At 68.9% G+C, this 25810-nt stretch carries 32 protein-coding genes; all 32 read left to right on the top strand.

The features are described 5' to 3' along the window. Position 1 precedes the first annotated feature (1 nt). The 32 genes from OG900_33535 to OG900_33380 all read left to right on the top strand — a co-directional run bounded on the left by OG900_33535 (position 2) and on the right by OG900_33380 (position 25809). The gene (locus OG900_33535) at positions 2-724 is read left to right on the top strand and encodes an ATP-binding protein (protein ID WUH94588.1); all 723 of its coding nucleotides are present in this window, start codon (positions 2-4) and stop codon (positions 722-724) included. After that, positions 721-1125 carry a hypothetical protein gene (locus tag OG900_33530; GenBank protein ID WUH94587.1) on the top strand — a complete coding sequence of 135 codons (405 nt, stop codon included), beginning with the start codon at positions 721-723 and terminating at the stop codon, positions 1123-1125. Before OG900_33535 ends, OG900_33530 begins: the two co-directional genes overlap by 4 nt. After that, entirely contained in the window at positions 1122-2486 is a 1365-nt protein-coding gene (locus OG900_33525; protein ID WUH94586.1) for an AAA family ATPase, read from the top strand. Before OG900_33530 ends, OG900_33525 begins: the two co-directional genes overlap by 4 nt. Beyond that, a complete protein-coding gene (locus tag OG900_33520) occupies positions 2486-2764 on the top strand; it encodes a hypothetical protein (GenBank protein ID WUH94585.1) in 279 nt (92 codons plus the stop codon). Before OG900_33525 ends, OG900_33520 begins: the two co-directional genes overlap by 1 nt. A gap of 70 nt (positions 2765-2834) precedes the next feature. Continuing rightward, on the top strand, positions 2835-3119 hold the full coding sequence (locus OG900_33515) for a hypothetical protein (GenBank protein ID WUH94584.1): 285 nt from the start codon (positions 2835-2837) through the stop codon (positions 3117-3119). A gap of 167 nt (positions 3120-3286) precedes the next feature. After that, positions 3287-4549 (top strand): DNA cytosine methyltransferase, encoded by a 1263-nt coding sequence (locus OG900_33510; protein WUH96013.1) that lies wholly within the window; start codon positions 3287-3289, stop codon positions 4547-4549. 82 nt (positions 4550-4631) lie between these two features. Next, the gene (locus tag OG900_33505) at positions 4632-4994 is read left to right on the top strand and encodes a MazG-like family protein (protein WUH94583.1); all 363 of its coding nucleotides are present in this window, start codon (positions 4632-4634) and stop codon (positions 4992-4994) included. A gap of 54 nt (positions 4995-5048) precedes the next feature. Next, positions 5049-5540: a hypothetical protein gene (locus OG900_33500; GenBank protein ID WUH94582.1), complete on the top strand. Its 492-nt coding sequence runs from the start codon at positions 5049-5051 to the stop codon at positions 5538-5540. Then, entirely contained in the window at positions 5537-5893 is a 357-nt protein-coding gene (locus OG900_33495; GenBank protein WUH94581.1) for a hypothetical protein, read from the top strand. The genes OG900_33500 and OG900_33495 overlap by 4 nt, the downstream gene beginning before the upstream one ends. Next, a complete protein-coding gene (locus OG900_33490) occupies positions 5890-6063 on the top strand; it encodes a hypothetical protein (GenBank protein WUH94580.1) in 174 nt (57 codons plus the stop codon). Before OG900_33495 ends, OG900_33490 begins: the two co-directional genes overlap by 4 nt. Continuing rightward, positions 6060-6506 (top strand): hypothetical protein, encoded by a 447-nt coding sequence (locus OG900_33485; GenBank protein ID WUH94579.1) that lies wholly within the window; start codon positions 6060-6062, stop codon positions 6504-6506. The genes OG900_33490 and OG900_33485 overlap by 4 nt, the downstream gene beginning before the upstream one ends. Next, a complete protein-coding gene (locus OG900_33480; protein WUH94578.1) occupies positions 6503-6703 on the top strand; it encodes a hypothetical protein in 201 nt (66 codons plus the stop codon). The genes OG900_33485 and OG900_33480 overlap by 4 nt, the downstream gene beginning before the upstream one ends. A 169-nt stretch (positions 6704-6872) precedes the next feature. Next, entirely contained in the window at positions 6873-7055 is a 183-nt protein-coding gene (locus OG900_33475; protein ID WUH94577.1) for a hypothetical protein, read from the top strand. A 197-nt stretch (positions 7056-7252) separates the two neighbouring features. Further along, positions 7253-7864, top strand: coding sequence for a recombinase family protein (locus OG900_33470; GenBank protein WUH94576.1), 612 nt, complete (start codon positions 7253-7255; stop codon positions 7862-7864). Between the two features lie 84 nt (positions 7865-7948). Further along, positions 7949-8608, top strand: coding sequence for a hypothetical protein (locus tag OG900_33465; GenBank protein WUH94575.1), 660 nt, complete (start codon positions 7949-7951; stop codon positions 8606-8608). A 692-nt stretch (positions 8609-9300) separates the two neighbouring features. After that, a complete protein-coding gene (locus OG900_33460) occupies positions 9301-9846 on the top strand; it encodes a hypothetical protein (GenBank protein WUH94574.1) in 546 nt (181 codons plus the stop codon). Between the two features lie 126 nt (positions 9847-9972). Next, on the top strand, positions 9973-11385 hold the full coding sequence (locus OG900_33455) for a hypothetical protein (protein ID WUH94573.1): 1413 nt from the start codon (positions 9973-9975) through the stop codon (positions 11383-11385). Positions 11386-11484: 99 nt separating this feature from the next. Beyond that, positions 11485-13020 (top strand): phage portal protein, encoded by a 1536-nt coding sequence (locus tag OG900_33450; GenBank protein ID WUH94572.1) that lies wholly within the window; start codon positions 11485-11487, stop codon positions 13018-13020. Next, a complete protein-coding gene (locus OG900_33445; protein WUH94571.1) occupies positions 13020-14033 on the top strand; it encodes a hypothetical protein in 1014 nt (337 codons plus the stop codon). Before OG900_33450 ends, OG900_33445 begins: the two co-directional genes overlap by 1 nt. After that, positions 14030-14875, top strand: coding sequence for a hypothetical protein (locus tag OG900_33440; protein WUH94570.1), 846 nt, complete (start codon positions 14030-14032; stop codon positions 14873-14875). Before OG900_33445 ends, OG900_33440 begins: the two co-directional genes overlap by 4 nt. 124 nt (positions 14876-14999) lie before the next feature. Next, positions 15000-15908: a phage major capsid protein gene (locus tag OG900_33435; protein ID WUH94569.1), complete on the top strand. Its 909-nt coding sequence runs from the start codon at positions 15000-15002 to the stop codon at positions 15906-15908. A gap of 66 nt (positions 15909-15974) precedes the next feature. Then, positions 15975-16349: a hypothetical protein gene (locus tag OG900_33430; protein WUH94568.1), complete on the top strand. Its 375-nt coding sequence runs from the start codon at positions 15975-15977 to the stop codon at positions 16347-16349. Between the two features lie 56 nt (positions 16350-16405). Next, positions 16406-16795, top strand: coding sequence for a hypothetical protein (locus tag OG900_33425; GenBank protein ID WUH94567.1), 390 nt, complete (start codon positions 16406-16408; stop codon positions 16793-16795). After that, the gene (locus OG900_33420) at positions 16795-17136 is read left to right on the top strand and encodes a hypothetical protein (GenBank protein ID WUH94566.1); all 342 of its coding nucleotides are present in this window, start codon (positions 16795-16797) and stop codon (positions 17134-17136) included. Before OG900_33425 ends, OG900_33420 begins: the two co-directional genes overlap by 1 nt. Before the next feature lie 84 nt (positions 17137-17220). Further along, positions 17221-17574: a hypothetical protein gene (locus tag OG900_33415; GenBank protein ID WUH94565.1), complete on the top strand. Its 354-nt coding sequence runs from the start codon at positions 17221-17223 to the stop codon at positions 17572-17574. After that, positions 17574-18044 carry a hypothetical protein gene (locus OG900_33410; protein WUH94564.1) on the top strand — a complete coding sequence of 157 codons (471 nt, stop codon included), beginning with the start codon at positions 17574-17576 and terminating at the stop codon, positions 18042-18044. Before OG900_33415 ends, OG900_33410 begins: the two co-directional genes overlap by 1 nt. Continuing rightward, positions 18041-18268, top strand: coding sequence for a hypothetical protein (locus tag OG900_33405; GenBank protein ID WUH94563.1), 228 nt, complete (start codon positions 18041-18043; stop codon positions 18266-18268). The genes OG900_33410 and OG900_33405 overlap by 4 nt, the downstream gene beginning before the upstream one ends. A gap of 58 nt (positions 18269-18326) precedes the next feature. Then, positions 18327-18896, top strand: a complete 570-nt coding sequence (locus OG900_33400; protein WUH94562.1) for a hypothetical protein — start codon at positions 18327-18329, stop codon at positions 18894-18896. Between the two features lie 88 nt (positions 18897-18984). Beyond that, positions 18985-19401, top strand: a complete 417-nt coding sequence (locus tag OG900_33395; GenBank protein ID WUH94561.1) for a hypothetical protein — start codon at positions 18985-18987, stop codon at positions 19399-19401. A gap of 170 nt (positions 19402-19571) precedes the next feature. Further along, a complete protein-coding gene (locus OG900_33390) occupies positions 19572-19730 on the top strand; it encodes a hypothetical protein (GenBank protein ID WUH94560.1) in 159 nt (52 codons plus the stop codon). A gap of 2 nt (positions 19731-19732) precedes the next feature. Further along, positions 19733-24610: a transglycosylase SLT domain-containing protein gene (locus OG900_33385; protein WUH94559.1), complete on the top strand. Its 4878-nt coding sequence runs from the start codon at positions 19733-19735 to the stop codon at positions 24608-24610. Next, the gene (locus tag OG900_33380) at positions 24607-25809 is read left to right on the top strand and encodes a hypothetical protein (protein WUH94558.1); all 1203 of its coding nucleotides are present in this window, start codon (positions 24607-24609) and stop codon (positions 25807-25809) included. Before OG900_33385 ends, OG900_33380 begins: the two co-directional genes overlap by 4 nt. Position 25810: the final 1 nt, after the last annotated feature.

The following is a 25810-nucleotide window of genomic DNA, read 5'->3' as shown; positions in this document are numbered from 1 at the left end:
AGTGCAGTACGTTCCGCCGCTGAACCCGCGGCTCCACCCCAACCTCGACCAGCTCCTCGCCAACCGGGGCCGCACCCTCGACTGGCTCAACAGCAGCGAGGACCCCGACAGCGAACCGTCCATCGCCCGCCGCAACCTCGTCCACGCCGCCGAGGTGATCCCGTTCCACTACCGGAGCGCCCTGCCCGCCGAGCCGGCGCTGCGCACCTGGGCCGACGCCGTTGCGGACCAGGCCCGGCAGCACCAAGTGGCCCGCGGCGCCCTCATGGGCCACGCCCACCGCGGCCCGTCGCTGCTGCTCCTCGGACCCACCGGCGTCGGCAAAACCCACAGCGCCTACGGGGCGATCCGGGACCTCGCCATCACCGGCGTCACCGCCCACTGGGTCGTCACCACCGCCGCGGACATGTACGGGGCGCTCCGCCCCCGGCACGGTGTCGACTCCGAGAGCGAGTTCCGCCGCTACCGCGACGCCCGCCTGCTCCTGATCGACGACCTGGGCGCGGACCGCAAGCCCACCGAGTTCACCGAGGAGGTCAACTTCCGCCTGGTCAACCACCGGTACGAGCAGCACCTCCCCACCCTGATGACGTCCAACGTCGGCGCCACCGACCTCGCCGCCCGGCTCGGCGACCGGGTCACCAGCCGCCTCGCGGAGATGTGCCAGCGCGTGGTGCTCAAGGGCCACGACCGCAGGCGCGGACAGGCAGGGGAAGCCGCGTGACCGCGCTGCCAGAGACCACGTACCTGGTCTGGCCCTGCCTCCAGTGCCGCAGGACCTACAAGGTGCAGCCCGAAGTGTTCAAGCCGAACTGTCGCTGCGAGAAGCCCGTACCCGCACTGCGGCCGACGGTCGAGACGCAGATACACGCGCCGAAGTCGCGCCCCATGCACGCCCTCAGCGACGAGGAGGGCCGCCTTCGTGCGCTGGCCCGCAAGGGGACCAAGGTCCGCGTCACGTTCGAGGGCGAGATCACCGGTGCCATGCAGTGGTCCAGTGCCGGTCGGCGGGGCCTGGAGTTCACCATCACCACCCCCGACGGGCGCAGCTTCACCGTCGACCCCCAGCGGTCCGACGTCCACATCGAAGCCGCCGCCCAAGACGACCAGGAGACCAGCGCGTGACCGCGGACCTGTGGGAGTCCGACCTCCCCGCCGACCCCGAGGTGCGCGGCATCCCCCGTGACCTCGACGCCGAACGAGTCGTCGCCGCGTCCGTCATGGCCCGACCTGAACTCATCGACGAACTGGCCTCAGGGTTCGACCCTGCGGACATCAGCGACGACGGCTACCGGTGGGTGTGGTTTGCCGTCGAGGAACTCCGTACCGGGCTGAGTCAGGGCGAGATCCGGTGGCACGCCGTCGACCGGCAACTCCAAGCGTGGCGCGCGGACGGCACCCTCCCGATCGTCCCGCCCACCGGCGTGCAGCTCGCCCGGCTCTACGACCACGCCCAGCCCGGGGCGGCCGCCTGGTTCGCCAACAAGATCACCAAAGCGGCCATTGCCGCCCGCATCGTCAGCCTCGGCCACGACGCCCGCACCCGAGCCACCAGCCCCGCATTCGACGAAGACCGCGACATCGCGGAACTCCAGGCCCAACTCGACGGCATCGTCCGGCCTGAAAGTGCCAACAAGACCCGGCTCCTCGGTGACCTGTGGGCCGGTGCGCTCACGGCCGCCATCACCCCGCCCACCAACGCCGACCGCATCCCCACCGGGTTCCTCGACCTCGACAGCCTCCTCTGCGGAGGCTGGGCACCCGGACAGATGGTCGTCGTCGGAGCCCGACCCGCAATGGGCAAAACGACGGTGGCCAACGGGTTCGCCCGGGCCGCCGCCATCGACCACGGCATCTGCACCCTCTTCGACAGCCTGGAGATGAGCGAGGACGAACTCGCCAAAACCATCCTGTCCGCCGAAGCAAAGATCGCCCTGCACCACATCAAACAGGGCATCGCCGACGACGCCGCCATCGCCCGCGCCGCGACCATCACCGACAAGATCCTCGCCGCACCGCTCCACATCGACGACGACCCCAACCTCACGCTGTCGCGACTACGGGCACAGGTCCGACACCTCGTGCGCACCGCCGACCTGCGCCTCGTGATCGTCGACTACCTGCAACTCATGCAGGCGCCCAAAGCGGAGAACAGGCAGGGCGAAGTCGCCAAGCTCAGCCGCGGACTCAAGCTCCTCGCCAAGGAATTCGGGATCACCCTGATCATCCTGGCTCAGCTCAACCGCGGCCCCGAACACCGCCAGGAGAAGAAGCCCCAGGTTTCCGACCTGCGTGAGTCCGGGGCCATCGAGCAGGACGCCGACATCGTGCTGCTCCTCCACCGCGACGACGCCTACGACAAGGAATCTCCGCGCGCCGGCGAGGCGGACTTCATCGTCGGCAAGCACAGGGGCGGACCCACCGCGACGATCACCACCGCGTTCCAGGGGCACTATGCCCGATTCGTGGATATGGCAGCTACCTGATGAGCCCCCAGATCAGCGCCGACGACGTCGCCGCAATCCGAGCCGAAGACGGCAACCTTCGCGACTTCATCGAAGCCCTCACCGCGAGCCGGCCCGCCGCGGCCGCCCCGCCGCCCCCGCCCGTCATCGGCAGCGCCAACGGCCCGCTCCACAAGCCCGGCGCCTGGCCCTCCGGCACCCGCACCGACCGGCCCACCTGCCACCCCGACTGCGACTGCGCCACCCACCGCGCCCCCGCCGCCTACGACCAGCCGGCCGCCGACACCGACGCCGCCTGACCCCCGCCTAACCCGGTGACCTGCACGGATCGCCGCCGGTCACCGTCCGACCTCAACCCGGAGGAACTGAATGAGCACCCCCAGCAGCACCCCGCAGCGGTTGCGTGAAGCCGCAGACGCGGTCCGCCCGTACACCCTGACCATCGGCTGGGCAGCCGTTGCTGGAACGCCCGAGGCGGCTGAGGTGGCCGCCGCCCACCCGGTCAGTGGCGCCGCACTGGCCGCCGTGTTCGACAAATGGGCGCGGATGGGCGAGCTGGACCCGGATCTGCTCAACCGGGTGGGCGGACCGGAGACCGTGGCGCTCGCCGACCTGATCCTCGGCACCCCCGCCGCCCCGGGTGGTGCGCGGTGAGGGCGGAGGAGGGCGCCAACGGGCGCCTGACGGTGAGTGAACCTGGCGCGTGCCCATCCCCGACCCCGTCGCGGGGCTCCACGGGGGCACAGGCGGGCGAACCCCCGGTTGGCGGCGCGAGGGACGCCGGAACGTCTGTTCGGCCGCCAGGTGGCCGCACAGCCAATCTGATTGTCGACGGCTTCGCCGGCCCTGGCGGCTGGGCCGAAGGTCTGCACCTGCTCGGCCTGGCCGAAGTCGGCCTCGAATGGGACATGGCCGCCTGCCGGACCCGCATGGCAGCCGGGCATCGCGCCACCATCCGCACCGACATCGCCGCCTACCCGACCGCGCCGTTCGTCGGCCGCGTCAAGGTAAAGATCGACTCCCCGCCGTGCCAGGCATGGTCCCGCGCCGGCAAGGGCTTGGGTCTGGTCGACCAGCCGCTCGTCCATCAGGCCGTCGCCGACCTCGCAGTAGGCCGCGACACCCGGGCGCAACTCCTAGCCGCGTGCAAGGACCCGCGGTCCCTGCTCGCCGCCGAACCCATGCGCTGGCACCACGACCTGCGCCCCGAGACGATCCTCATGGAGGAAGTCCCTGACGTCCTCCCGCTGTGGAAGCAGTACGCCGCGATCCTCCGCAGCTGGGGCTACTCCGTGTGGACGGGCATCCTGAACGCCGCGGACTACGGGGTGCCGCAGACCCGCCGGCGGGCCATCCTCATCGCCTCCCGCGTCCGCGACGTCACCGCGCCCACTGCGACGCACGCCCAGTACCCGCAGGGCGCCGACCTGTTCGGCCCGGGGCTGCTGCCGTGGGTGTCCATGGCCGAAGCCCTGGGCTGGACACCCGGACTGATCGTCAACACCCGCGGCGACCGGAAGACCTCTGGCGGCAACGAGTTCCCCGCCGACGAGCCGGCGCAGACCTTGGTGAAGTCCACGCGGTCATGGGTGCTGCGCAATGGGACGCAGCAGAACGCCGCCTTCCGCCCGCTCGACGAACCGGCCGGGACGCTGTTCTTCGGCGCCCGTTGCAACGACGTCTCGTGGGTCCTCCGCAACGGCAACCAGCCCAATGCGGCGACCAGGCGCCCGAATGAGCCTGCGCCGACGATGGCGTTCGGCAACAACTCCGCCCGCGTCGAATGGGTCCAAGACCGCCCCGCGACCACGGTGTGCGCCACAGACCGCATCGCCCCGCCCGGCCACCGCGACCGCTCCGCAGGCGGCGAGTCGCAGTTCGCCAGCCCCGACACCGTCCGCATCACCGCGCAGGAAGCGGCCGTGCTCCAGACCTTTCCCGCGGGCTACCCGTGGCAGGGCACCAAGACCAAGCAGTTCGAGCAGATCGGCAACGCCGTCCCCCCGCTTCTCGCCGCGCACATAGCGGCTGCCGGGCTCGGCTTGGACATCAACCAGCACCTCGCTTCACGCACCCCCGCATGACCCCCGTGGAAGCGCCGGCCCTGCTCGTAACAGGGCCGGCGCCCACCCCGGACCGTACCCCGACCACCCCAAGGAGCACCTGATGACCCTGACCACCCCCGACTCGTGGCCGGTCATCGCCCGGCTTGTCGCCTGGCTCGACGCGAACAACGGCCGTACCCCGCAGGAGATCACCCTGCGTCTGCTGAAACTGTCCGAGGAGACCGGGGAGGTTGCGCAGGCGTGGATCGGCACCCTCGGCCAGAACCCCCGCAAGGGCACCACGCACACCCGCGAGGACGTGGTCGACGAACTGTGCGACGTGATCGTCACAGCCATGGTCGCCATGACGTCGATCACCGACACACCGGGTGACGCGTTCGCCCGGAAGCTCGCGCAGATCGCCGAACTCCGGCTCGGCAACACGGACCCTGCCGCCGAGTTCGCGGCCACCGCCACCCCCTGACCCCCACCCGTGGTGCCCGGCCCCGACCGGCCGGGCACCCAGAAAGGACCCGCTGTGACCACCAGCGCCAAGCGCACTCCGCCGTGTGATACCTGCCCGTGCCCCGCATGGGGTCTGGAGTGCACCAAATACCGCGCGCCCACACAGTCCGCTCCTATCGGCGATGAGCACACCGCCCGAGGCGCGACCTTCGATCTGCGGGAGCGCATCGCGTTCGAGTTGTACGCCGCTGGGGGCCCGTTCACGAACGCTGACGCGGAGACGTTGGCCGATGCCGTACTGCCGCTGATGGTCGGCGACCCCGAAGCCCACCCGCCGATCCACCGGTGGCGCGTCGAGCACGTCGACGGTGACCAGTGGGTACCGGGCAGCGGCCTAAAAACGGACCGGGCCGAAGCCGTGCACCTGCTCAACGTCGGCAACAAGATCCGCCCCCTGTGGGCTGACGGCACGCCCGTACAGCGTCGCCTCGTCCGGGAGACCACCAGCTACGCCGTGGAAGACGCCCTCACCCTGCCCGCCGACCAGGACCGGGGCGGGCAGTGAGCGGGCCCGTCTACGGCGTCTGCTCCGGATGCGGCCTGGACCGGCAAGTAACCATCGGCGGAAGCATCCGCCTGCACCGCAACGGCATCAGCACCTGCTCGGGCGCCGGACAACGCCCCGTGCGCTCCGTCACGCCGCCGCCAAGCCGCGCAAAGACCGGCCAGGGACTGATCCGCCAACCCGCCCCGAACGAACCCGCAGACGGCCGCTCCTGCGACGGCGGCAACTGCAACACCCCATCCATCGGCTGGCGCTGGTACCGCGACCTCCGCGAATGGCTACCCGTCTGCGGCATCCACATGGCCGGGCCACCCGGACCAACCCGCACCTACGACCCCGAGGAGACGCAGTGACCACCGAGCGCGCCGGGACCGTCGGCGCCCACTGGGAGACCGAACTCCGCCGGTACGAGACCGTCACCCCCGACGACCGCGACGGGTCCCCGTTCGGCTGGGACGACCCGCCCACACCCAACCGGGCCGCGAGGCGCCAGGCCGCACGAGACGCACGGAGGAACCGATGACCGAGCCCACCACCGTCGCCCTGACCATCCACATCACCGCACCCAACGCCGGTGACGCGCAGTCGCGGGCACAGGCCATCGCCGACCACATCACCGGGGAGTTCGGCGACAGCATGCGGCTCCGGGTCGCCATCACCGACCCCGACTACGCGCCACCCCCACCCGGCTCCGACCGCGACGCCCTACCCGAACACCTCCGGGCGCTCATCGCCCCCCACATGCGGCCCTACCTGGGAACCGGATGCGAAACCGCCCGCGCCTGTTTCCTCGCCGCCGAAGCCTTCCCCGAGCACGCCGACGAACTCCGGGCCTGGGGACAACGGGAACACGCGAGCTGCAGGACCACCCGCAAGCAGGACATGGCGCGCTGCCAATGCGACTGCCACCCGGCGACGGGCGCCCCGGTACGGATCGCGGGGACAACGGACCCCGACTGGCCATGACACCCGGCGACCAGCGGCCCGTCGTGCGGCTCAGCGTGTGGGAGGAGATGCGGTTCCTACTCATCATCGACCGGGAAACCCACCGGCCCCCACGCCGGCTACTCGACCTGTGGGCCGGACCCGGAGACCTCGGGGGGCACGCCGACCGGCTACTCGACGAGACGCTCCGGGCGATGTGGCGGACACCGGCGGAGTGAGTGGGTCGCGGCGCGGAAAGTCGATGCGCTCCAGGGCGGGTAGGACCAGCCGTCACCTGTGGCCCCGAGTGCAAGGGATGCAACGCAGGACACGAACGGATAACTATTCATCGCGCTTTTGGGAGCGCATGAGACGTCTCGTCACGAGATACCCGATATGGCCAATCCCATGTATACCCGCCTGAGCTTCGACACCCCCAGCGCCCCGGCCCAACCCGAGCCGGGGCGCCGCCCTTTGCTCGCCAAGGAGACCCGCATGGACCGCGACGACTGGCTGTACCTCCTCCGCATCATCGCCACCTTCACGGCGATCGGACGCAACCTCACTTCGCGCCAGCCCCGGAAGAGGTGAGCACTACGCCCTGTCGCCGGTCGAGATGAGCTGGCGGCAGGGCGTAGGGCTGTTCATCAACCGGTCGTAACGTGAATCTGAACACGATTACTGTCGAACTCCCGAAGTTCGAGATCCAGTTGTTCATTAACTCGTTCATCTATCTGCTAGTGTTCAGATAGGTAGTCACTACGTTTGATGAACGAGGAGGGGTGGGAATGGCCCTAGTCGGCCTCGTCCGAGTCAGCACGGACAAGCAGAACATCCAGCGGCAACACGACGCGCTCGATCCGATCTGCCTGAAGGTTTTCGAAGAGAAGATCAGCGGCAAGCTGCGCACCGAAGACCGGCCGGCGCTCATGTCCGCCGTCGAGTTCATCCGGCAAGGCGACATGCTCTGCGTCCAGGAGGTCGACCGTCTCGGCCGCAACCTCCTCGAAGGACTGATCGTCCTCAACGACCTCTTCGAGCGCGGCATCGCCGTCAAAGTCCTCGAAGGCATCGCGGCCGGCGAACATACGGAGCGCACCTTCATCCTCGACCTCGCCCTCGCGCTCGCCGAGGACCGGCGCCGCGACATCGTGAAGAAGACCAAGGACGGCCTTGACTCCGCGCGGAAGCGAGGCCGAGTCGGAGGGCGCAAGCCCGTCATGACCGACGTGCTCGTGGCTCAGGCTGTGGCCCTCCGAGACAAGGGCTTCACCATTCGACAGATCCAGCCCCACCTCCGGATCAACGAAGGCGCCAGCAAAGGCAAGAACCCCAGCGTCGGCGCAATCTCCCAGGCGATCCAGGCTCACGACGCAGCGCAGTCGACCCCGACTGGCTGACCACGATTCGTCACAGGCCGGTCACAGTCCACGCACGGCGCGCGCGCACCTGCCACGCTCATCCCCTCAATTCACCCAAGGGGGATGATCGTGCGCACCCGCACAACCACCACCATCACCGGCATCGCCGCAGTCCTGCTCGCGCTCACCGCGTGCAACCCGAACGACACGCCGACCGCCAGCAGCAGCGCCGGGGCCGGCAGCAACGCCCCATCTGTCGGCGCCACAACCACAGGTGACACGCCAGCCAGCAAGACGCCCGCGCCCAAGGCCACAGTCCCGAACCTGATCAGGAAGGGCCTGCAGACTGCGCAGGACACCTCGCAGGCCGCCGGGTTCTACAACCTCACCAGCCACGACTCCCTCGGCCGTGACCGCATGCAGATCCTTGACCGGGACTGGCAGGTCTGCTTCCAAAAGCCCGCGGCGGGGGCCAGCGTGGACGTGGACACGAAGCTGGACTTCGGGGCAGTCAAGCTCACCGAGCAGTGCCCGAAAAGCGACGAGAAGCCCCCGGCGAAGACCGGCAGTACCATGCCGAACTTCATCGGCAAGGGCCTGGGGGCGGCCCGGTCCAGCCTTCCCGGATCTGCGTCGATCACAGCAACGGACGCAGGTGGCGACCGTGTGATCATCCTGGAGTCCAACTGGAAAATCTGCACCCAGGCACCCAGGGCGGGGACGCCCTACGCCGGGCAACCGGTGACGTTCACCGCCGTCAAGACGGATGAGACCTGCCCCTGACGGCGGCAGGAGCAGTGCTTGTCGGGGGCGCGGCCCGTGCGAGCCACTTGGCCCGCCCCACCATTCGGTGAGGCGGACCCACAGGCTCCAAGCCCATCTGTTCGCACATGCGCTGCAGCTCCGCCGTCGCCTCCGGCTCGCTGTCGCACAGCACCGCGAACGTCACCGCCATGAGGCGAGTGTGACGCGGGAGCAGGGTGCCGCGCAGGGAAACGCCACAGCCCCGGGGTCGACGGACCCCGGGGCTGTGATCGTTCTGGCGAGTCCCGTGCCAACGCGACTGTCCGCCTACGCCCTCGACTCCTGGTTGCACCCAATAGACCGAACGGGCTTCCACTGCCAGTTTGCCACATTGCTGGGTGCAACCTAGTCAGCACGGCCAAGGTTGGACGCCGATGAGCCAACCCCTCAGCGCCCTCCGCGGCGCCGCCGGGTGCGTGCCGCCTTGCGGGACATGGCGCTGCGCTGGACGTGGACCCTGCCGGCGTTGCCGATGCGGGCGGCCTTCGACTTGCTTGCGCCCTGTCGACGGAGGGCCTTGTATACGGATTGGCGGTTCTTGTAAACGAAGCCGTATCGGCCACCTCGGGATGACACCATCGCCAAAACCACCCCACTAGGTATCGCAATCAAGCTCACATGTGCTATTTGGCCTACGATTCAAAGGTACCCGCATCTTCGGAGGATGGGCCATGACCACAGACGACCAAGCACGCGACGGCTGGGGCCGCTTCACGGACAGCCTCGACTCCGCCGAACGCGATGCCGAAGCCGCCCGCCTCTACCGCCAGTACCGCAACTACCAGCGAGTCTCCGACGAACTCGGCTACGGCAACAAGGGCAACGCCTGGCGCGCCATCAACAAGTGCCGCGATCACGTCCGCAAGCAGGCCGGCGAAGAACTCATCGCCGTCGAGGCTGCGGAACTCGATCAGCTGTACGTCCAGGCCCTGGAAGTCCTGGAGCGCGACCACATCCACGTCTCCCAGGGGCGCGTCGTCAAGGACGACGAAGGCGTGCCGCTCCTCGACGACGGGCCGAAGCTCGCCGCGATCCGGGAACTGCGGAACCTCCGCGAGTCCTACCGCCGGCTCTACGGCCTCGACGCCGCCACCAAGACCGAGGCCACCGTCACCACCGTCCCGCAGAGCACCGAACTGCAAGAGCGACTGCGCCTGGCCCGGGAACGGGTCGAGGCGCAGGAGCAGGCGCTCCGGGCCGACGACCCGGAGGCGTAGCCAGTGGCCGGATACCTGGCCGGCCTGGACGCCGAGACGTTCGACCTCGACCGGTATCTTGCCGCCCAGGACGCCGAACTCCTTGACGACCCCGAGGGTCGGCGGGTCCTCACTCGCCTCGACCCGTTGCTGTTCGCGCTGGTGTACCTGCGGCACCATCTCAAGGACGCCGACGGGAACATCACCTTCGGTGACGCGCACCTCGACTGGTCGCGGGCCGGGCGGGCGTGGGCCAGGCCGGTTACCCGGCCGGCGGAGCAGCGGGACGCGTATATCGCACCCCGCAACACGGGCAAGTCGACGTGGTGGTTCCTGATCCTGCCGCTGTGGGGTGCGGCGCACGGGCACGTGAAGTTCGCTGCGGCATTCGCAGCCAGTGCGACGCAGGCGGAGACGCACCTGGCCACGGCGAAGGGTGAGATCGACCGCAACGAGTTGCTGCGGCAGGACTTCCCCGACCTGTGCGCCCCGGCGAAGCGCCCGTCTGGCAACTCGGTGGCGGACACGCAGGCGATGTACGTGGCGAAGAGCGGATTCGTCTTCGCCGCCCGCGGCATCGACTCGTCCAGCCTCGGCATGAAGGTCGGCGAGCAACGCCCAGACTTGATCTTGCTGGACGATATTGAACCAGACGAGAGCAGCTACAGCGACGACCTGGCGGTCAAGCGCAAGACAACGCTCCTCGACGCGATCCTGCCGCTGAACATCTACGCCCGCGTCGTCATCTGCGGCACCGTCACCATGCCCGGCAGCATCATTCACCAGCTCGTCCGGCACGCCCGCGGCGTGGAGACCGCAGACTGGATCGCCGAAGAAGGCATCCGAGCCCACTACTCGCCACCGATCGTCGAACGCCCCGACGGCACCGAGCGGTCCATGTGGCCGGCGAAGTGGCCCCTCGACTACCTGCTGGAGATCCGCCACACCCGCAGCTACGCCAAGAATATGGCGAACGATCCTCTCGCCGCGGACGGGGCGCTGTGGACGCCCGACGACTTCCGGTACCCGGCTCCCGGGGAAGGTGTCGATCCGGTCACGCACATGATGCTGTCCATCGACCCGGCGACCACGGCGAAGCGCACCAGCGACTACACCGGCCTTGCCGTCGTTTCGTGGTCCACGCGTCTTCGCCGCTGCACCGTCCACGCGGTGACCGCAGTTCGGGTCCAGCCCGGACCGCTACTGCGAGACCTGGTGCTGGCATTCCTCGACGAGTTCCCGCAGATCGGCCTGATCCTCATCGAGGTCAACCAGGGTGGCGACACGTGGAAGGCGATCCTCCATGACATGCCGGTGAAGGTGAAGACGGTGGCGCAGGTCGAGAACAAGTTCGTCCGGGCTGAAGGGGTGTTGAACCACTATCAACGCGGCCGGGTGATCCACGCACGACGGCTGCCGGAGGTGGAGCAGCAGATGTGCACGTTCCCGAAGGGGCCGAACGACGACATGGTCGACGCCGTGGGGTCGGCGGTGCGCCGGTTCATTCCGCCGGCGAAGAAGCAGGCGCCGCCCTCGGCTTCGCAGGCGTCCTACGTGTAGCACCTACGTTTCGTAGGTCTACTGGTTCTCGGTCTTGACTTCCTGCGCCCAACCTGTACCGCTATCCTTCGATTCAAAGGGTCTAGTGGGAGGTTCGCCTTGGAAGTGGATGCGCGCGCCGACCTCATGTGCGGGATCGAAGAACTCGCCGAGTCCCGCCACGGCTACGACAAGGCCGCCGCGTACTTCGACGGCACCGTGCAGGAGGTCTTCTCCAGCGTCCGTCTCCGCCGCGCCCTCGCCGCGAACGACGTCGACTTCCGCATCAACTTCGCGAAGACCCCCGTCACCGCCGTCGCGAACCGCCTGAAGATCACCGCGGTGACCAGTCCCGACGATGCGCAGAACAAAGCCCTCGCCGACCTGTGGAAAGCCAACCAACTCAACATCGAGGCGCCCGACCTCCACACCAAGACCTGCGAGTTGGGCGACGGCTACCTGTTCGTCCTCCCTATCCAGGACGACAACGACAACGTCACCGGCATCGAGATGTACTACAACTCGCCGGTCACGGTCCGGGCGATCTACCGCGAAGACCGGCCCCGCGAGATCGACTTCGTCATCAAACGCTGGACGGAACGCGGCTGCCTGCGGGCCGAGGTGCTGTACGACGACCACACCGAACGCTGGACGACTGAGCGCAACTCGAAGGGCGATCAGCCCCGCGACTGGAACCCGTGGCCGGCGGACGATGAGGACGAGGAGTCGTGGACGATCCCGCACTCCTGGGATTTCCCGCAAAACCCGGCGTTCCACTTCCGCACGGCACGCCCCTACGGCACCCCCGAGCACTACGCGGCCTACGGCTCCCAGAATGCGATCACGAAGCTGACGACGACCCACATGGGCAACGTCGACTACACGGGAGCCCCGCAGCGGTACGCACTGACCGAGACCAAGGACACCGACACCGGTGACCTTGACCCCGGCGACTGGGACGACGAGGACTTCCCCGAGAACGCCAACGCCACAGGGCCCACGGACCAGGGCGACCCCAGTTCCCTGAAGTCCGGGCCGGGTGAACTGTGGCTGCTCCGCGGATTCAAGGCTGTCGGGGAGTTCAAGCCGGCCGACCCGAAGGCGTTCCTCGACCCAGCCGACTGGTACATCCGCGCCCTGGCTCACGTGACGGACACCCCGGCGCACCTGTTCGACATCACCGGCGACGCTCCGTCGGGCGAGTCGCTGCGCCGCAAGGAAGCCCCACTGGTCGACAAGGTGAAGGAACGACAGAAGCTCTTCGGCGCCACCTGGACCGCCGCGTTCACCTTCGCCCTGCGCCTCCTCGGTTTCGACGACCCCGTCGTGGACGTGCGGTGGGCGCCGGCGGCAACGGTGGACGACTTGCAGGGCTGGCAGGTTGTGGCAGCGAAGATCGCCGCCGGTGTGCCGGTCATTCAGGCGCTGATGGAGGCGGGCTACCGGCAGGAGCAGGTCGAGGCGTGGCTGTCGGAGTCTGACGAGGCCGAACTCGGCCGCCGTGTTCAGATCATCGCGACGTTCGCGACGGCTGCGCAGAGCCTCGGTACCGCGGTAACCCTGGGCGCCCTCACCGAGGAGCAGGTCACGGGCATCCTGGCCGGGACAGTCGATGCCATCGAACTCCTCGGCCAGCCTGTCGAGGAGACAGCCTGATGCCGTACCGGTCCGAGGATCTGATGCGCCTGGTCCAGGAGGACCACACCGATGCGGTGCGCACCCTGGAAGACCAGACCTCGACTGCGGCGACGGGCGACCTGGACGGGCAGTTCGACTCCCTGGTCCGCAGCACGCTGAAGGCGTGGGTGGTGAGCTTCGGCGCTGCCGGCGCGGTCGCCACGGCGGGCGCGGTGCTGGATCGGATTGTTGCTGCGGTGCGCGCCGCAGTGTCGCGTCTCCTGAATCGTCTTGACCCGCAGGCCCGACACGCTATCCGGGACGCCCTCCCGGCTGCTGTGGCATTGGGGGTGCAGCAGGGCGTGGAGTTCCTGCGTGCCGCGTCCGGGCGTGGCCGCAGGGTGCCCGCGCTGCGGGTGTCGAAGGCCCTCGCGGATGAGGCGGCCCGGGTTGGCGACTTGATCGCGGACCGCCGCTATCGGGCGCTCACCCTGCTGACCCGCGGGCATGTGACCCGCTGGTCGGATCTGCTGCACGCCATCGGCACCGCACGATCCGCTGGCGCCGCGGTGCGCGGGCATACGGCGTGGACGATCGGCCGGGCCGTCAACGCCGGCCTGGACGCGGTCGCCGGCGCGGCGCACCTGGCCCGCCTGTGGGTGGCGGAGGCGAACGCCTGCGTCCGCTGCCTCGCCTACGCCGGCCGCCTCGCCGATGTGGAGGGCCACTTCCCCGGCGGCTTGTCCTGGGACCCGCGGTCCCGTCACATCGGAGCCGCTCCCATCGACGGACCACCTGTCCACCGCTGGTGCCGGTGCCGAACCATCCCCTGGTCGGACCGGTGGACCACTGCGGGGGTGCCGTTCCCGCTGGCGCTCCGGCGTGAGGCGCACCGCTCCCTCGCCTACGGCACCCGCCTGGCCACCGAATCCCGGGTGGCCCGCGTGCGAGCCGCCCGCGAACTGCTCCGCACCGAGCACGACCTGCTGCCCGCCGTGGAGGCTCGTGCCCGTACCGCGGTGCGCACCGGGCGTTTCGAGGCGGCCGCATGACCCCCCAGAACCCGGCGCCCGTGATGGGCCGCCGCAACACCACCCCCGCGATGGAGGAACCCATGGGCATCCACCCCACCCCGATCAGCGTCCCCCCGTGGACGGTCCTCGGCTACCGCGCCGACGGCCGCCCCATCCTGCCGATCGCAGGCGGCGCCGAAGACGACGACGATGTCGTGGTCGACGACCCCGAGCCGGAGCCCGAGCCCGACGTGGACCCGGAGCCGGAGGATGACCCGGAGCCCGAGCCGGACCCCGCACCGAAGCCCAAGGCCCCCGCGAAGAAAGCCGCGCCGAAGCCGGGCGATGACGACTACGTGCCGTCCGCAGCCGAATGGCGGCGCACCCAGGCCGCCCTCACCAAGGCCAACGCCGACGCGAAGCGGAACAGGGAACGTGCCCGCGAACTGGAGGACCAGGGGCGCGTCAACGAGTCCGACCACGAGAAGGCGCTGCGACTCGCGCGCGAGGAAGGCGAGAAGCGGTTCCGTGCACCTCTCGTCCGCACGGCCGCCCGCGGTGCCCTCATCGAAGCGGGCGCCCTGTCGTTCCTCGCCGACGAGAAGGACCCCGAATCGAGGGACGCGAAGGAGAGGGGCGACAGCCGTCTGACCCGGCTGCTGAAGCTCATCGACACCGACGGGCTCGATGTTGACGAGAGCGGGGCCGTAGCGGGCTTGGAGTCGGCGGTGGACGAGCTGCGCCGCGACTACCCGGAGCTGTTTGCGGCGCCGAAGAAGCGGGTCGCGGCCCGCCCGACGGGCGCGCCGCGCCCGGCCGCGGACCCGGTGAAGAAGTCGTCGGCGCAGATCCATGCGGACAAGGCCCTCGGTAGGTCTTGACAACCCGAGGTATATTCATCCTCAGGTGAATTACTCCGTGATGGAGTAGCCACCGCCCCCAGCGAGGCGACCGTGATGGGACCCGCGACCAGCAGTCCCATCACGCGCCCGCAGGAGTGGCATCGTGGCTCGCAATACCCTTGAGGCCTGGATCCCGGAAGAGTACGGGTCCGAGGTCATCACCCGCATCACCCAGACATCCGTGGTCGAGGCCGTTTCCTCCCGCATCAACATGTCGTCCGACACCCGCCACGTCGCCCGCTCTGCGGGCATGGACGTCGGTGTCGTCGACAAGGGCGGCGCCTACGGTGAGGACACCTCCACCAACGACGAGGTCATCCTCTACGCCAAGAAGTTCGGCAAGGCCCTCCGCATCGCGGAGGAGGACATCAACGACGCCCTGCCCGACGTCATCGCCAGCAAGATGAAGGACTGGGCCGTCAGCTACGCCAAGGTCCTGGACAACTCGACCCTCGCCGTGACCGCGGCCGTCGGCACGGGTGTCCCGTTCCAGTCGCTGTACAACCTGCTGCACACCACCGACAGCAACGTCGGCTACACCGCGGACGCGAACATCACCACCGCTGCGACCGCCGGCGCCCCGACCTACGACGAGTTCTCTGCGGCGATCGGCCTGGTCGAGGTCGGCGACTACTACGACCCGGCGACGATGCTGGCCATCGCCCACCCGGCGTTCCGCAAGAGCCTGCGTGGCATCAAGGACCTGCAGGGCGAGCCGATCTTCATCAAGGGTCTGGCGGGAACCCCCGACACGATCTTCGGCGTGAACATCCGCTGGTCCCTGGGCGCGCGCACCTCGGCTGTCGCGACCAGCACCCCGACCGGCCGGCCGATCATGGCGTTCGTCTCGACGGACCTCATGCAGCTCGGTATCCGGTCCGGCCCGGAGTCGGTGTTCATCGACGGCCGCGACGGGCTCAGCGCCCTGACCGACGAGTCGATCCTCAAGATGCGCGCCCGCCGCGGATGGGCCTACGGCCACCCCGCCGGCGCGTCCATCCTCGTCGGCTGACCTTCCCCAACTGCTGGTGCCGCCTTGGCTCGGGGCGGCACCAGCGAGCAGGCAGGGAGGTGAGCCATGGCAACCAGCAAGACCACGAAGGAAGCGGCGGCGACCAAGCAGTTCCCCGCGAAGGCCGGTCACCCGGACGTCGAGGTGCAGGAGCGGTCCACGGACGGCAGTGAGGGCACCCGCCACGTCAAGGAGTTCGTCCTGCTCGCACGGGACTACTACGACGTGCCCGCCGTCCACGAGGCCAACTCGACAGCGGTCGCGAACGAGGCGATCCAGCGCGGCCTCCACCCCCGCGGTGACGTCCGCTTCGACGGGGTAGAGGACCACCCCGACGGGCACTCCGTCGTCCTGACGTACTCAGTGGACACCGTGCCGTCCAGCATCGACCACACCCCCGGGGACACAACCACACCCCGCGACGTCATCGAGGCAGGCTGACCGTGGTCGACGCCTGGGCGAGTGTGCAATCCGTCATCGACGCCACGGGCGTAACGGTGACGGATGCGCAGCTTGTCCAGGCGCAGGACGACATTGAGATCGCGTCCGGCCGGATCTACACGGACACGGACCGGTTGCGGGCGCGGGATCTCTACTGGCTGGGCAAGGCCGTCGCCCGTCAGGCAGCGTGGATCGCCGGGCAGTTCGGGTTGGAGACGCGGCTGGATGCCACGCAGATCCAGCAGGACGGCGTGTCGACCACTCTGCAGGGCGACGGCCTCGTCCTCGCGCCCATGGCCACCCGGGCGCTGCGCCGGGTGTCGTGGATGCGGTCCCGCACGATCCACGTGCGGTCCCCGATCGAGGGTGTCGGCCCCATCGGCAACATCCTCGCCGACGGCTCCGACGACTCCCAGTGGTGGACTCCCATGGGCGGGGGCGCGTGATGCAGGCCATCGCGAATACCCGCGTCACGGTCCTCACCGGCACCACCACCGATGACTTCGGCGACACCGTCGACAGCCTCACCCCCGGCACGGACCCCCGGCAACAGCGGATCCCCGCGTCGCTGACCCAGTCCGGGAAGACCGTCACCACTCCCGAGCAGCCCACCCCCCGCGTCATCCGCACCCACATCGCCCGCCTCCCCGCCGGCACCCCGGTGGGACCGGAGGACCGGCTGCGGGACGACGTGACCGGCACCGTCTACGCGATCACCGCTGTGACCGCAGAGCCCGGCATCGGCCACACCCCGGATGTGCGGCTCGACCTGAAACGCGTCACCTGACCCACCGGCCTGCGGGCCAACGCCCGGGGAGACCGGGTGCCGCAGACCAACCGTGTACGACCTGCGCCGGAGAGGAGTGGGCGGATGGACATCGACAACACAGAGCTGGAAGCGAACCTCGGGCCGGCCATCGACGACCTGATGGGCCACCTCGGCGGCATGGTCGAGCAGGACGCGAAGGCGCTGGCGCCGAAGCGGACCGGTGAACTGGCCGCGTCGATTCGCTGCGAGGTCAACGACGGGGTGTTCCGCGTCGGCTCCGACCTCGACCGGGCCGCATGGATGGAAGAGGGCACCGCCCCGCACGTCATCCGCCCCAAGTCCGGCAAGGCCCTGTTCTGGGAGGGTGCCGACCACCCCTACGCCTTGGTCCACCACCCTGGCACCCCGGCTCAGCCGTTCCTCCGCCCGGCTTTGTGGACGAAGAGGGAGGCGTGATGCCGACCCTGGCGAAGCGCGCCACCACCGATCTTGTCGCCGTTGCCTGGCTGAAGGGCCTGGTCGGGGACATTGTCGCCACGACCGTGCCGCGCAACGACACCGTCGCCGCATCCGGCTTCGTCACCGTGCGCGCCAGCGGCGGCAGCTCCAACATGTACGTGCCGATGCGTGAGCCCCTTGTCCGCATCGACTGCTGGTGGGCTGCCGCTGACAGCGTGAAGCCCCCGTTCAACAAGGCGTCCGCACTGGCGGAGCAGATCGTCGCCGGGTGCTTCGACCACGAGAACACGCCGCGGCTGCTCACCCTGCCCGCTGGGTACCCGAACGCCCGCGTGCTGTCCGCTCATGTCGCCCTCGATCCGCAGCGCCCTGTGGTGCCCGGCGGCGGGGACTCCTCCGCCGACCCGGGTTCGTGGGCGCGGATCATCCTGGCCCTGCAGCTCCACTGGATCCAGGTGGGCTCATGAGCACGCGTTGGGCCATCGAAGGCCCCCGCACCCGGGACCTGCTCACTTACGGCGGGCGGGTCATCGTCCACGGCTCCCGGCCCGAACTGGAGTGGCTGATCGCCGGGGCGCGCATCGTGGCCTGCCCGCGCACGATCCCGCCTGAGCAGACGATCGAGCTCCGCTTCCACCCGCAATTCGAAGGCTGCACGTGGCCCTTGAGGCGCGAGGAGTTCCACCGATGACAACCCTCCACGACCCCACCCGGCGGCCCGAACGGGTCACAACCAACGGAGGACCGCAATGAGCATCGTGACCCCGGACAACCTGATCCAAGGGCCCGCCACCCTGTACCGCGGCGCTTTTCAGGCGACCGAGCCCGCCGACAGCACCGCCGCCCTCAACGCCACCCCGGCCGCGTCGGCGTGGACGGACTGCGGCGGCACCACCGACGGCGTGAAGCTCGCCATCGAGAACACGTACTCCGAGTTGGAAGTCGACCAGATCGTCGAGGTCGTGGGGTCACGGCTGACGAAGCGGGCCACCACGGTCGAGACGAACATGGCGGAGGTCACCCTCGACAACCTGGTGTACGCCCTGAACGGCGGCACGACCGCGTCGGGGTCGGGCTACAAGACGTTCGAGCCGGCGGCGGCGGACGCCTCGTCGCAGCCGAACTACAGCGCGGTGATGTTCGACGGGTTCGCGCCGCTGTCGTACCGGCGCCGGGTCATCGTGCGGAAGGTGCTGTCCACGGACAGCATCGAGCTGGCGTACACGAAGGACAAGCAGACGGTGCTGGCGGTGAAGCTGACTGCGCACTACGTCAGCGGCGCCATCAAGCCCTACAAGATCATCGACGGTACGCCGTAACACCCCTCTACCGGCCGGGCTCGCCGCCGTGGAGGGAGACGAGCCCGGCTGCCCTCCACACCCCCCCTCCGCAGAAGGAGACACGACCATGGTCGCCAACACACGCACCGCAGCCCGCCGCACGCAGGCCGCACGCAAGCCCCGCCCCGCACCCGCCCCAGTGGTCGACGACGAGGTGGAGTACGAGCCGGTACGCCTCACCTCCAAGCCGGAGGTGGAGGAGGAGCGTGTCGTCCTCTTCTACGTCGACGACGTCGAGTACTCCATCCCGAAGAAGATCGGCCGGAACTACGGGCTGCGGTACCTGCGGACCGCCCGCAGGCAGGGTGAGGCGCTGGCGTCACAGGAACTCCTGGAAGTCCTCATCGGGGAGGACGGCTACCAGGCGCTCATGGACTGCGACGGCCTCGAAGACGAAGACCTCGACCGGATCATGGAGCAGCTTCGGGACGGTGCCCTCGGTGCTGTCGAAGAGGAGCCGGGAAAGGGGCGCCGGGGCCGCTGAGTGACGAGTGGTGGCGGGAGCGCACCGAGCAGATCGCCTGGGTTCTCGACTACGCCCGGGACCTCGACGCCGACTTTCTCACCTTCTACGGCATCGACCTCGACCAGCAGGAAATCGACGGCCCCCGCTACTTCTCCCTCGCCCACCGAACTCCCGCCTACCAGGGCGTCATGGCGGCCCGCATCGAAGAAGCCCAACACGACCCGCCGGCGCCACCCAAGCAAGAGGCACCGGATCCCAGGAGTGAGCAGCCCAAGCGGCAGTACCAGTCGGCGGCAGCACTGGCCGCGAAGTACCCGGATGAGATCGAGCTTGTGAAGGCGGTGTAGCGGTGGGCGAGTTCAGGTTGGCGGGCGCTTACGTCGAGGCGCGCATGGACCGCACGAAGCTCGACGCGGACATCGCCCGGCTGAAGCAGCAGACCCTCAGCGTCAAGGTCCGGGCCGACCTGGACGCGGGGACCGCCAATACCCGTATCGCCGCCTTGGTCAAGGCCCGCCGGATGGAGGTCGGCGTCGACCTGGATGACAAGGCGGCGGTGGCGTCGCTGCTGAAGCTGGGCCAGTCCAGGACGGTGAAGCTCACGGTCGACCTTGACGACAAGGCCGCAGTGGCTGGACTCCGGGCGATCTCCTCGGATCGCACTGTCCAAATCCTGGCCTCCGCCGACACCAGAGTGGCGGCAGACGAACTGGCCAACCTCACTCGCACCCGCCGGCTTACCGTCAACATTGACCTGGACGACTCACCTCTCACCGGGCTCGCGGGGCACTCTTACGACGCCGACATTGTCCCGATCATCAACCAGCCGTACTACGACCGGGCCGCGAAGAAGCTCGACAAGCTCACCGCAGACCGGTTCGTGATCATCCGGGCCAATGTGGACACCAGGGTCGGCGCCCAGGAGCTTGCCAACCTGACCCGCCGGCAGCGGGTACGCATCGGCATCGACGTCGACACCCGGGTGGCAGCCGACGAGATCAACAACCTCACTCGCCGCCGCACCGCGAATGTCGTCGCGACTGCGAGTACGGCGGCAGCCCGCGCGCAGCTCGACGCGCTGGCCCGCAACCGGCACATGAACATCGACGTCAGCACCCGGGGTGGCCTGTCGTCCTTGACGGGCAGCGGTGGCGGGCTGGAAGTCCTGTCGTCGAAGATCGCGAAGATCGCTGCGGCGGTCGTCGCCGCACTCCCGACACTGGCGTCACTGACCGAGTCCCTGATCTCCATGGGGCCTGCTGCGGCGGTCGCCGTGCCCGCGGTCCTGTCGCTGGCGACAGCCTTCGCCGCAATCAAGATCGGCACCGCGGGGATCTCCGACGCATTCAAGGCCGCGTTCCAGCCTGCCGTGAAGGGCGCGTCCGCGGCCCTGTCGGGGGCGAAGGGTGTGGAGTCCGCGCAGCGGTCGCTGGCGAAGGCGGTGCAGGCGGAGAAAGACGCGGAGGTCAACGCCGCGGCGGCCCGAGTGAAAGCGGCCCGGGATGTGGCCGACGCGCAGCAGAACCTCAAGAACACCGTCTCCCAGGTTGCCGACTCCAACCGGCGGGACGCCGAATCCGTCGCCCAGGCCGAACGAGACCTCACCCAGGCCCAGCGCGCCGCCCAGCAGGCCCAAGAGGATCTCACTCAGGCCCGCAAGGACGCGGCCATGGAGTTGGAAGACCTCAACAACCGGCTCGCCGACGCGCAGCTCAACCAGCGTCAAGACGTCCTCGACCTAGCCGACGCACAGAAGCAGCTCGCCAAGGACAAGGCGGCCGGCGCGGCCGTATCCGCGGAGCAGTTGGCGAAAGACCAGCTCGCCTACGACAAGGCGCTGCAGTCCCTCGCCGAGCAGCAGACGGAGACGCAGCGCCTGACCGACCAGGCGGCGGCCGCGAACACCGCCGGCGTGGAGGGCTCCGACAAGGTCACCGCCGCGAAGCAGTCCGTCACCGACGCCACCCAGACGGTCGAAGATGCGGAGCAGTCTCTCAACGATCAGCGGATCGCCGCTGCTCGGGACCAGGCTGACGGGGCGCAGCAGATCGCAAGGGCTGAGCGGGACCTGTCCGATGCGCGGGCGGCGCAGGTTCAGGCGGCAACGGACGGGGCCCGGCAGATCGCGGACGCACAGCAGGCCGTCGCGGATGCGGCGAACGCGGTGGCGGAGGCGCAGCAGTCCGCGACGCTCAAGACGGGCGGCCTGAACGCGGCCCTGACTCGACTGGCACCCGCAGCCCAGGCCTTCGTCGCGGCTGTCATCGCCCAGCGCGCCGCGTGGACGGCACTGCGCCTCGACGTCCAGCAGACGCTGTTCCAGGGCCTCGACACGGCGTTCACGACGATGGCGAACACCACCCTGCCCGTACTTCGGACTGGTCTCGACGGCACGGCCAGAGTCCTCAACAACATGGCGACCAACGCCCTGAGTGCGGTCACCAATCTCAGCAAGGCCGGGACGCTCCGGCAGATGTTCGACGGGATCAACCGGGGTCTGACGCCCCTCTCCCGGTTCCCCGCCCAGTTCATCACCGCCCTGGCCCAACTGTCGGTGGCGGCGAGCCCGGCGTTTCTGCGCCTCACGACCGCGGCTGGGAATGCTGCGGACCGCATCAGCCAGAAGCTGTCGGCTGCGTTCAAGGATGGTGGCCTGTCCGACGCGATCAACGGCGCAGTCGGCATCGCCAAGCAGTTCGGCAAGCTCATTGGCGACATCTTCGGGACCCTGTCGAACGTCATGAAGGCCGCCGCGCAGGGCGGTGGTGACGCGCTCGGGAGCCTGGGTGCGGTGTTCTCCGAGCTGCGCCGAGTCACCGCCATGCCGGAGGTGCAGCAGGCGCTCACCAGTATCTTCACCGCGATCAACGCCATCGCGAAGTTGCTGGCCGGCACGCTGGGTACGGCGCTGATCCAGTTCGTGCAGGGCTTCGCGCCGATCGCGGATGCGATCACCCAGATGCTGTCTGGGCTGGGCGACGTCGGCCCGTTGCTGGGCGGGATCCTTCTCGCGATCAACCCGGTGCTGGGCATCTTCGTGCTGCTGGCCCCGGTCATCGGGAAACTCGCGAAGCCGATTGCGAACCTGATGACGGCGATCGGCCCGCTTCTGGGGATGCTGTCGGATCTGGCGAGTCAACTACTGGTGGCGCTGGCCCCAGTGGTGGGCGCGCTGATCGACGTACTGTCCGCGGTCCTCAAGTCTTTGGGTCCGGTGTTCGCGAAGGTGGCGCCGGTCCTGCTGCAGGTGGTGGAGGCGATTGCCGGTCCGCTGACGGAGGTGATCCAGGCGCTGCTGCCCAGTATTGGGCCGCTGGTGGACATGATGTTGGCGTTCGATCTGGCGATGCTGCCGCTGGTCCCACAGATTCTGCAACTGTTGCCGTCGGTGGCGCAGCTCGCCGTGGCGTTGATCAACTTGACGGATGCGGTGCTGATCCCGCTGCTCCCGGTGGTCACCGGTCTGGCGGCGCTTTTGTCCGGCACGTTGTCGGTGGCGATCGGGATCCTCGTGCCGGTCATTGAGAAGGTCGTCGGTTGGTTGACCGTTTTCACCGACGCTGTGACCGCCACGGTGAAGTGGATCGTCGACAAGTTCACCTGGTTGTTCGATGTCCTCGTCGGGCATTCGATCATCCCCGATCTGGTCACGGCGATCATCGGCTGGTTCACCCTGCTGTTGGACCGCGCGAAAGCCATCTTCGACGGGCTGCGTCGGGACGTGGTCGCGATCTGGACCGCGCTCACCGTGCAGATTCGGCAGGTCTGGGACCGGTTCTGGTCCGGCCTGTCCAACGCCGTCACGTCCGCCCGCACCTGGATCGGCGGCCAGTTCTCCGCACTCCGCACCAACGTGACGAACACGTGGAACGGGCTGTGGGCGGGGGTCACGTCGAAGTTCAACTCGACTGTGAGCGCCGTGAAGTCAGCGATCAGCGCCTTCTCCAGCAGCACCAAGAAGGCCTTCACTGACCTCCGCGACAGCCTCGGAACCATCTGGTCCGGTGTGACCGGCAAGTTCAGTTCGCCGATCAAGTACGTGGTCAACACCGTCTACAACCAGGGCATCCGCAAAATGTGGGACACCATCGCGAGCAAGGTGGGCCTGCCGCAACTGCCCACAGTGAAGCTCGGCTTCAATCGTGGTGGTGTCGTCCCCGGCGAGGGCAAGGGCGACACGGTGCCCGCGATGCTCACCCCCGGCGAGCGGATCCTGTCCCTCGCCCAGGTTGCGCAGATGGGCGGCCATGCGGCGATCGACCGCATCGTCGGGCGCACCGACAAGCACGCCCCCCACTATGGCATCGGTGGCGTCGTCGGATCCGTCGTCGGGGGCGCCTCCAAGGCCATCAGCGGCGCAGGCGACCTCCTCAGCTCCGGCGCCGACTGGGTGAAGGGCATTGCGGTCGGAGGCCTGGAGAAGGCCGCGCGCGCTGCCATCAAGAGCCTCGTGCAGCCGCTCATCGACCGCATCCCCACTGGGGGTACCGCGGCTGGCGCGCTCATCAAGGGCGTGCCCACCACCATCCTCGGCGGGGTCCTGAAAACCCTCGGGGCCAAGGACAAGACCGCGGCGGCCACCGGGCAAATCTCCTACAAGGCCGGGGCGGGCGTCGCACAGTGGGCGTCGGTCATCACGCAGGCCTTGGGGATGCTGGGCCAGTCCGGCGGGTGGTTGGGCACCGTGGAGCGCCGCATGAACCAGGAGAGTGGCGGCAACCCCAACGTGGTCAACCGGTGGGACTCCAACTGGAAGGCCGGCACGCCCAGCGTCGGCCTCATGCAGGTCATCGGCCCGACGTTCAAGAGCAACGCCGGACCGTTCGGCGGCACGGGGCCGTTCTCCTACGGCACCAGCGTCAACCCGCTCGCCAACACCTACGCCGGCCTGCGCTACGCCCTCCACCGGTACGGATCTCTGTCGGCCCTGAACCGGCCCGGCGGCTACGACTCCGGGGGTCTGCTCCAGCCCGGCGCGACGATGGCCGTCAACCGCACCGGCAGGCCCGAACGGGTCCTGACCGCCGACCACACCGCGAAGCTCGACGCAATGCTCAGCAACAGCGGAGGCGGTGGAGTCACCATCGAGCAGATCAACATCAGCGGGACATTCGACTTCACCACCCCCGCAGCTCGCAAGCACGCTGCTCAGGAGTTGGTCCGTGAGATGAACGACGCTCTGATCAACTACAACGGCAGCATCAAGCGCCCGGGGGTCGGCCGATGACACTCGACTGGGGCAGCATCCAACTCTCCCGGACCCTGCTGCGGGAGACGTTCGACGCCACGGAGTCCGGTGGGGACCGAAGCATGGACCTTGATGGACAGGAGTCCATGCCGCCCCTGACTCGCCTGGCGCTGGTGGGCACGCACGACAACCTCAATGCCTTGGACGTCGGCACACCCGCGGCGGTCACGTTCACCGACAAGCCCGAGCGGAACGGCTACTACCAGGTCAAGTCCAGTGCCAGCACGGTCACCGAACACAAGGGCGATACGGTCACCGCCGACTGGAAGATCAGCCTGTCCAGGCTGGGGTCGGTCGGCGAGGTGGACCTGCAGAGCAGGCTGACGGGGGTTCGGCGTCTCAACGACTTCTCTCTGACCGGGGAACTCTGGCACGCCCCCGCCATCGGCCACACCGGCTACTACACCGGCAGCACCAACCCGTCGTCGATGACCCGGGCCACCACCGACGGCACGATCACCGTCTACCGGGGTGTACCCCTGTCGCCGCCGGCCCGGTGGGGCTGCGACCCGACGAACTACCTCAAGGGCCGCGTGCGGATCACGGACACTGTCGCCGGCCTGGAGGCAGAGGGCACGCAGCGCCAGTTGCCCGCGGCCGGGTGGGCGTTGTCGAACGGCATCGTCAACGTCGTCCCGACTGCCAGCGGCGGCGTGATCGACGTGCAGGCGTACACGGGCGGGGCGTGGCACAGCAAGCTGTGGAACGTCTCGGTCGCCGGGTCCGGCGTGGCCGCATGGGACTCGGCGAGCATCCTCCGCAACGACCTCGAACACGCCATCGTGCGGCTCACCGCGTCCCGTTCCCCGGGCCGGGTCACCCTCGACCTGGCGCTACGCCGCGGCGGCCGAACCCTGGAGGGCTACCTCCAATCCGGGAGCGCCGCCACCCTCGCCATGTACCTGCGGACCCTGGAGACCAACACGTCCGCCGCCGCATCCGGATACGTCACCGCCACAGGCAACGACGGGGACGGCAACCGCTTCGCCGCCGGCTCCGCACGGACCTTCACCGCCCACACGAACGGCGGCGTCTCCAAGGCCGCCACGACAGCCCTGGACTTCTGGGTGGGCGTCGTGGCCGGCGGAGGCTCACCCGTCTCGGGGGATGCGGCAACGGACCTACGGAACATGTACATCGGCGCCTTGGCAGAGGCCACCTACTGTGTGAGGCGGTGAC

It is taken from the genome of Streptomyces sp. NBC_00433, assembly GCA_036015235.1.
Lineage (GTDB): Bacteria > Actinomycetota > Actinomycetes > Streptomycetales > Streptomycetaceae > Actinacidiphila.
Note: the sequence above shows the minus strand (reverse complement) of the source record. Positions and strands in the feature narration are given on the sequence as shown.

Coding starts and splice junctions, on each gene's coding strand:
- OG900_33475 (WUH94577.1), top strand. CDS start 6,873: ATGTATACCCGCCTGAGCTTCGACACCCCCAGCGCCCCGGCCCAACCC.
- OG900_33515 (WUH94584.1), top strand. CDS start 2,835: ATGAGCACCCCCAGCAGCACCCCGCAGCGGTTGCGTGAAGCCGCAGAC.
- OG900_33470 (WUH94576.1), top strand. CDS start 7,253: ATGGCCCTAGTCGGCCTCGTCCGAGTCAGCACGGACAAGCAGAACATC.
- OG900_33415 (WUH94565.1), top strand. CDS start 17,221: ATGGACATCGACAACACAGAGCTGGAAGCGAACCTCGGGCCGGCCATC.
- OG900_33430 (WUH94568.1), top strand. CDS start 15,975: ATGGCAACCAGCAAGACCACGAAGGAAGCGGCGGCGACCAAGCAGTTC.
- OG900_33410 (WUH94564.1), top strand. CDS start 17,574: ATGCCGACCCTGGCGAAGCGCGCCACCACCGATCTTGTCGCCGTTGCC.
- OG900_33480 (WUH94578.1), top strand. CDS start 6,503: ATGACACCCGGCGACCAGCGGCCCGTCGTGCGGCTCAGCGTGTGGGAG.
- OG900_33420 (WUH94566.1), top strand. CDS start 16,795: ATGCAGGCCATCGCGAATACCCGCGTCACGGTCCTCACCGGCACCACC.
- OG900_33460 (WUH94574.1), top strand. CDS start 9,301: ATGACCACAGACGACCAAGCACGCGACGGCTGGGGCCGCTTCACGGAC.
- OG900_33440 (WUH94570.1), top strand. CDS start 14,030: ATGACCCCCCAGAACCCGGCGCCCGTGATGGGCCGCCGCAACACCACC.
- OG900_33465 (WUH94575.1), top strand. CDS start 7,949: ATGATCGTGCGCACCCGCACAACCACCACCATCACCGGCATCGCCGCA.
- OG900_33505 (WUH94583.1), top strand. CDS start 4,632: ATGACCCTGACCACCCCCGACTCGTGGCCGGTCATCGCCCGGCTTGTC.
- OG900_33520 (WUH94585.1), top strand. CDS start 2,486: ATGAGCCCCCAGATCAGCGCCGACGACGTCGCCGCAATCCGAGCCGAA.
- OG900_33485 (WUH94579.1), top strand. CDS start 6,060: ATGACCGAGCCCACCACCGTCGCCCTGACCATCCACATCACCGCACCC.
- OG900_33405 (WUH94563.1), top strand. CDS start 18,041: ATGAGCACGCGTTGGGCCATCGAAGGCCCCCGCACCCGGGACCTGCTC.
- OG900_33445 (WUH94571.1), top strand. CDS start 13,020: ATGCCGTACCGGTCCGAGGATCTGATGCGCCTGGTCCAGGAGGACCAC.
- OG900_33400 (WUH94562.1), top strand. CDS start 18,327: ATGAGCATCGTGACCCCGGACAACCTGATCCAAGGGCCCGCCACCCTG.
- OG900_33395 (WUH94561.1), top strand. CDS start 18,985: ATGGTCGCCAACACACGCACCGCAGCCCGCCGCACGCAGGCCGCACGC.
- OG900_33380 (WUH94558.1), top strand. CDS start 24,607: ATGACACTCGACTGGGGCAGCATCCAACTCTCCCGGACCCTGCTGCGG.
- OG900_33390 (WUH94560.1), top strand. CDS start 19,572: ATGGCGGCCCGCATCGAAGAAGCCCAACACGACCCGCCGGCGCCACCC.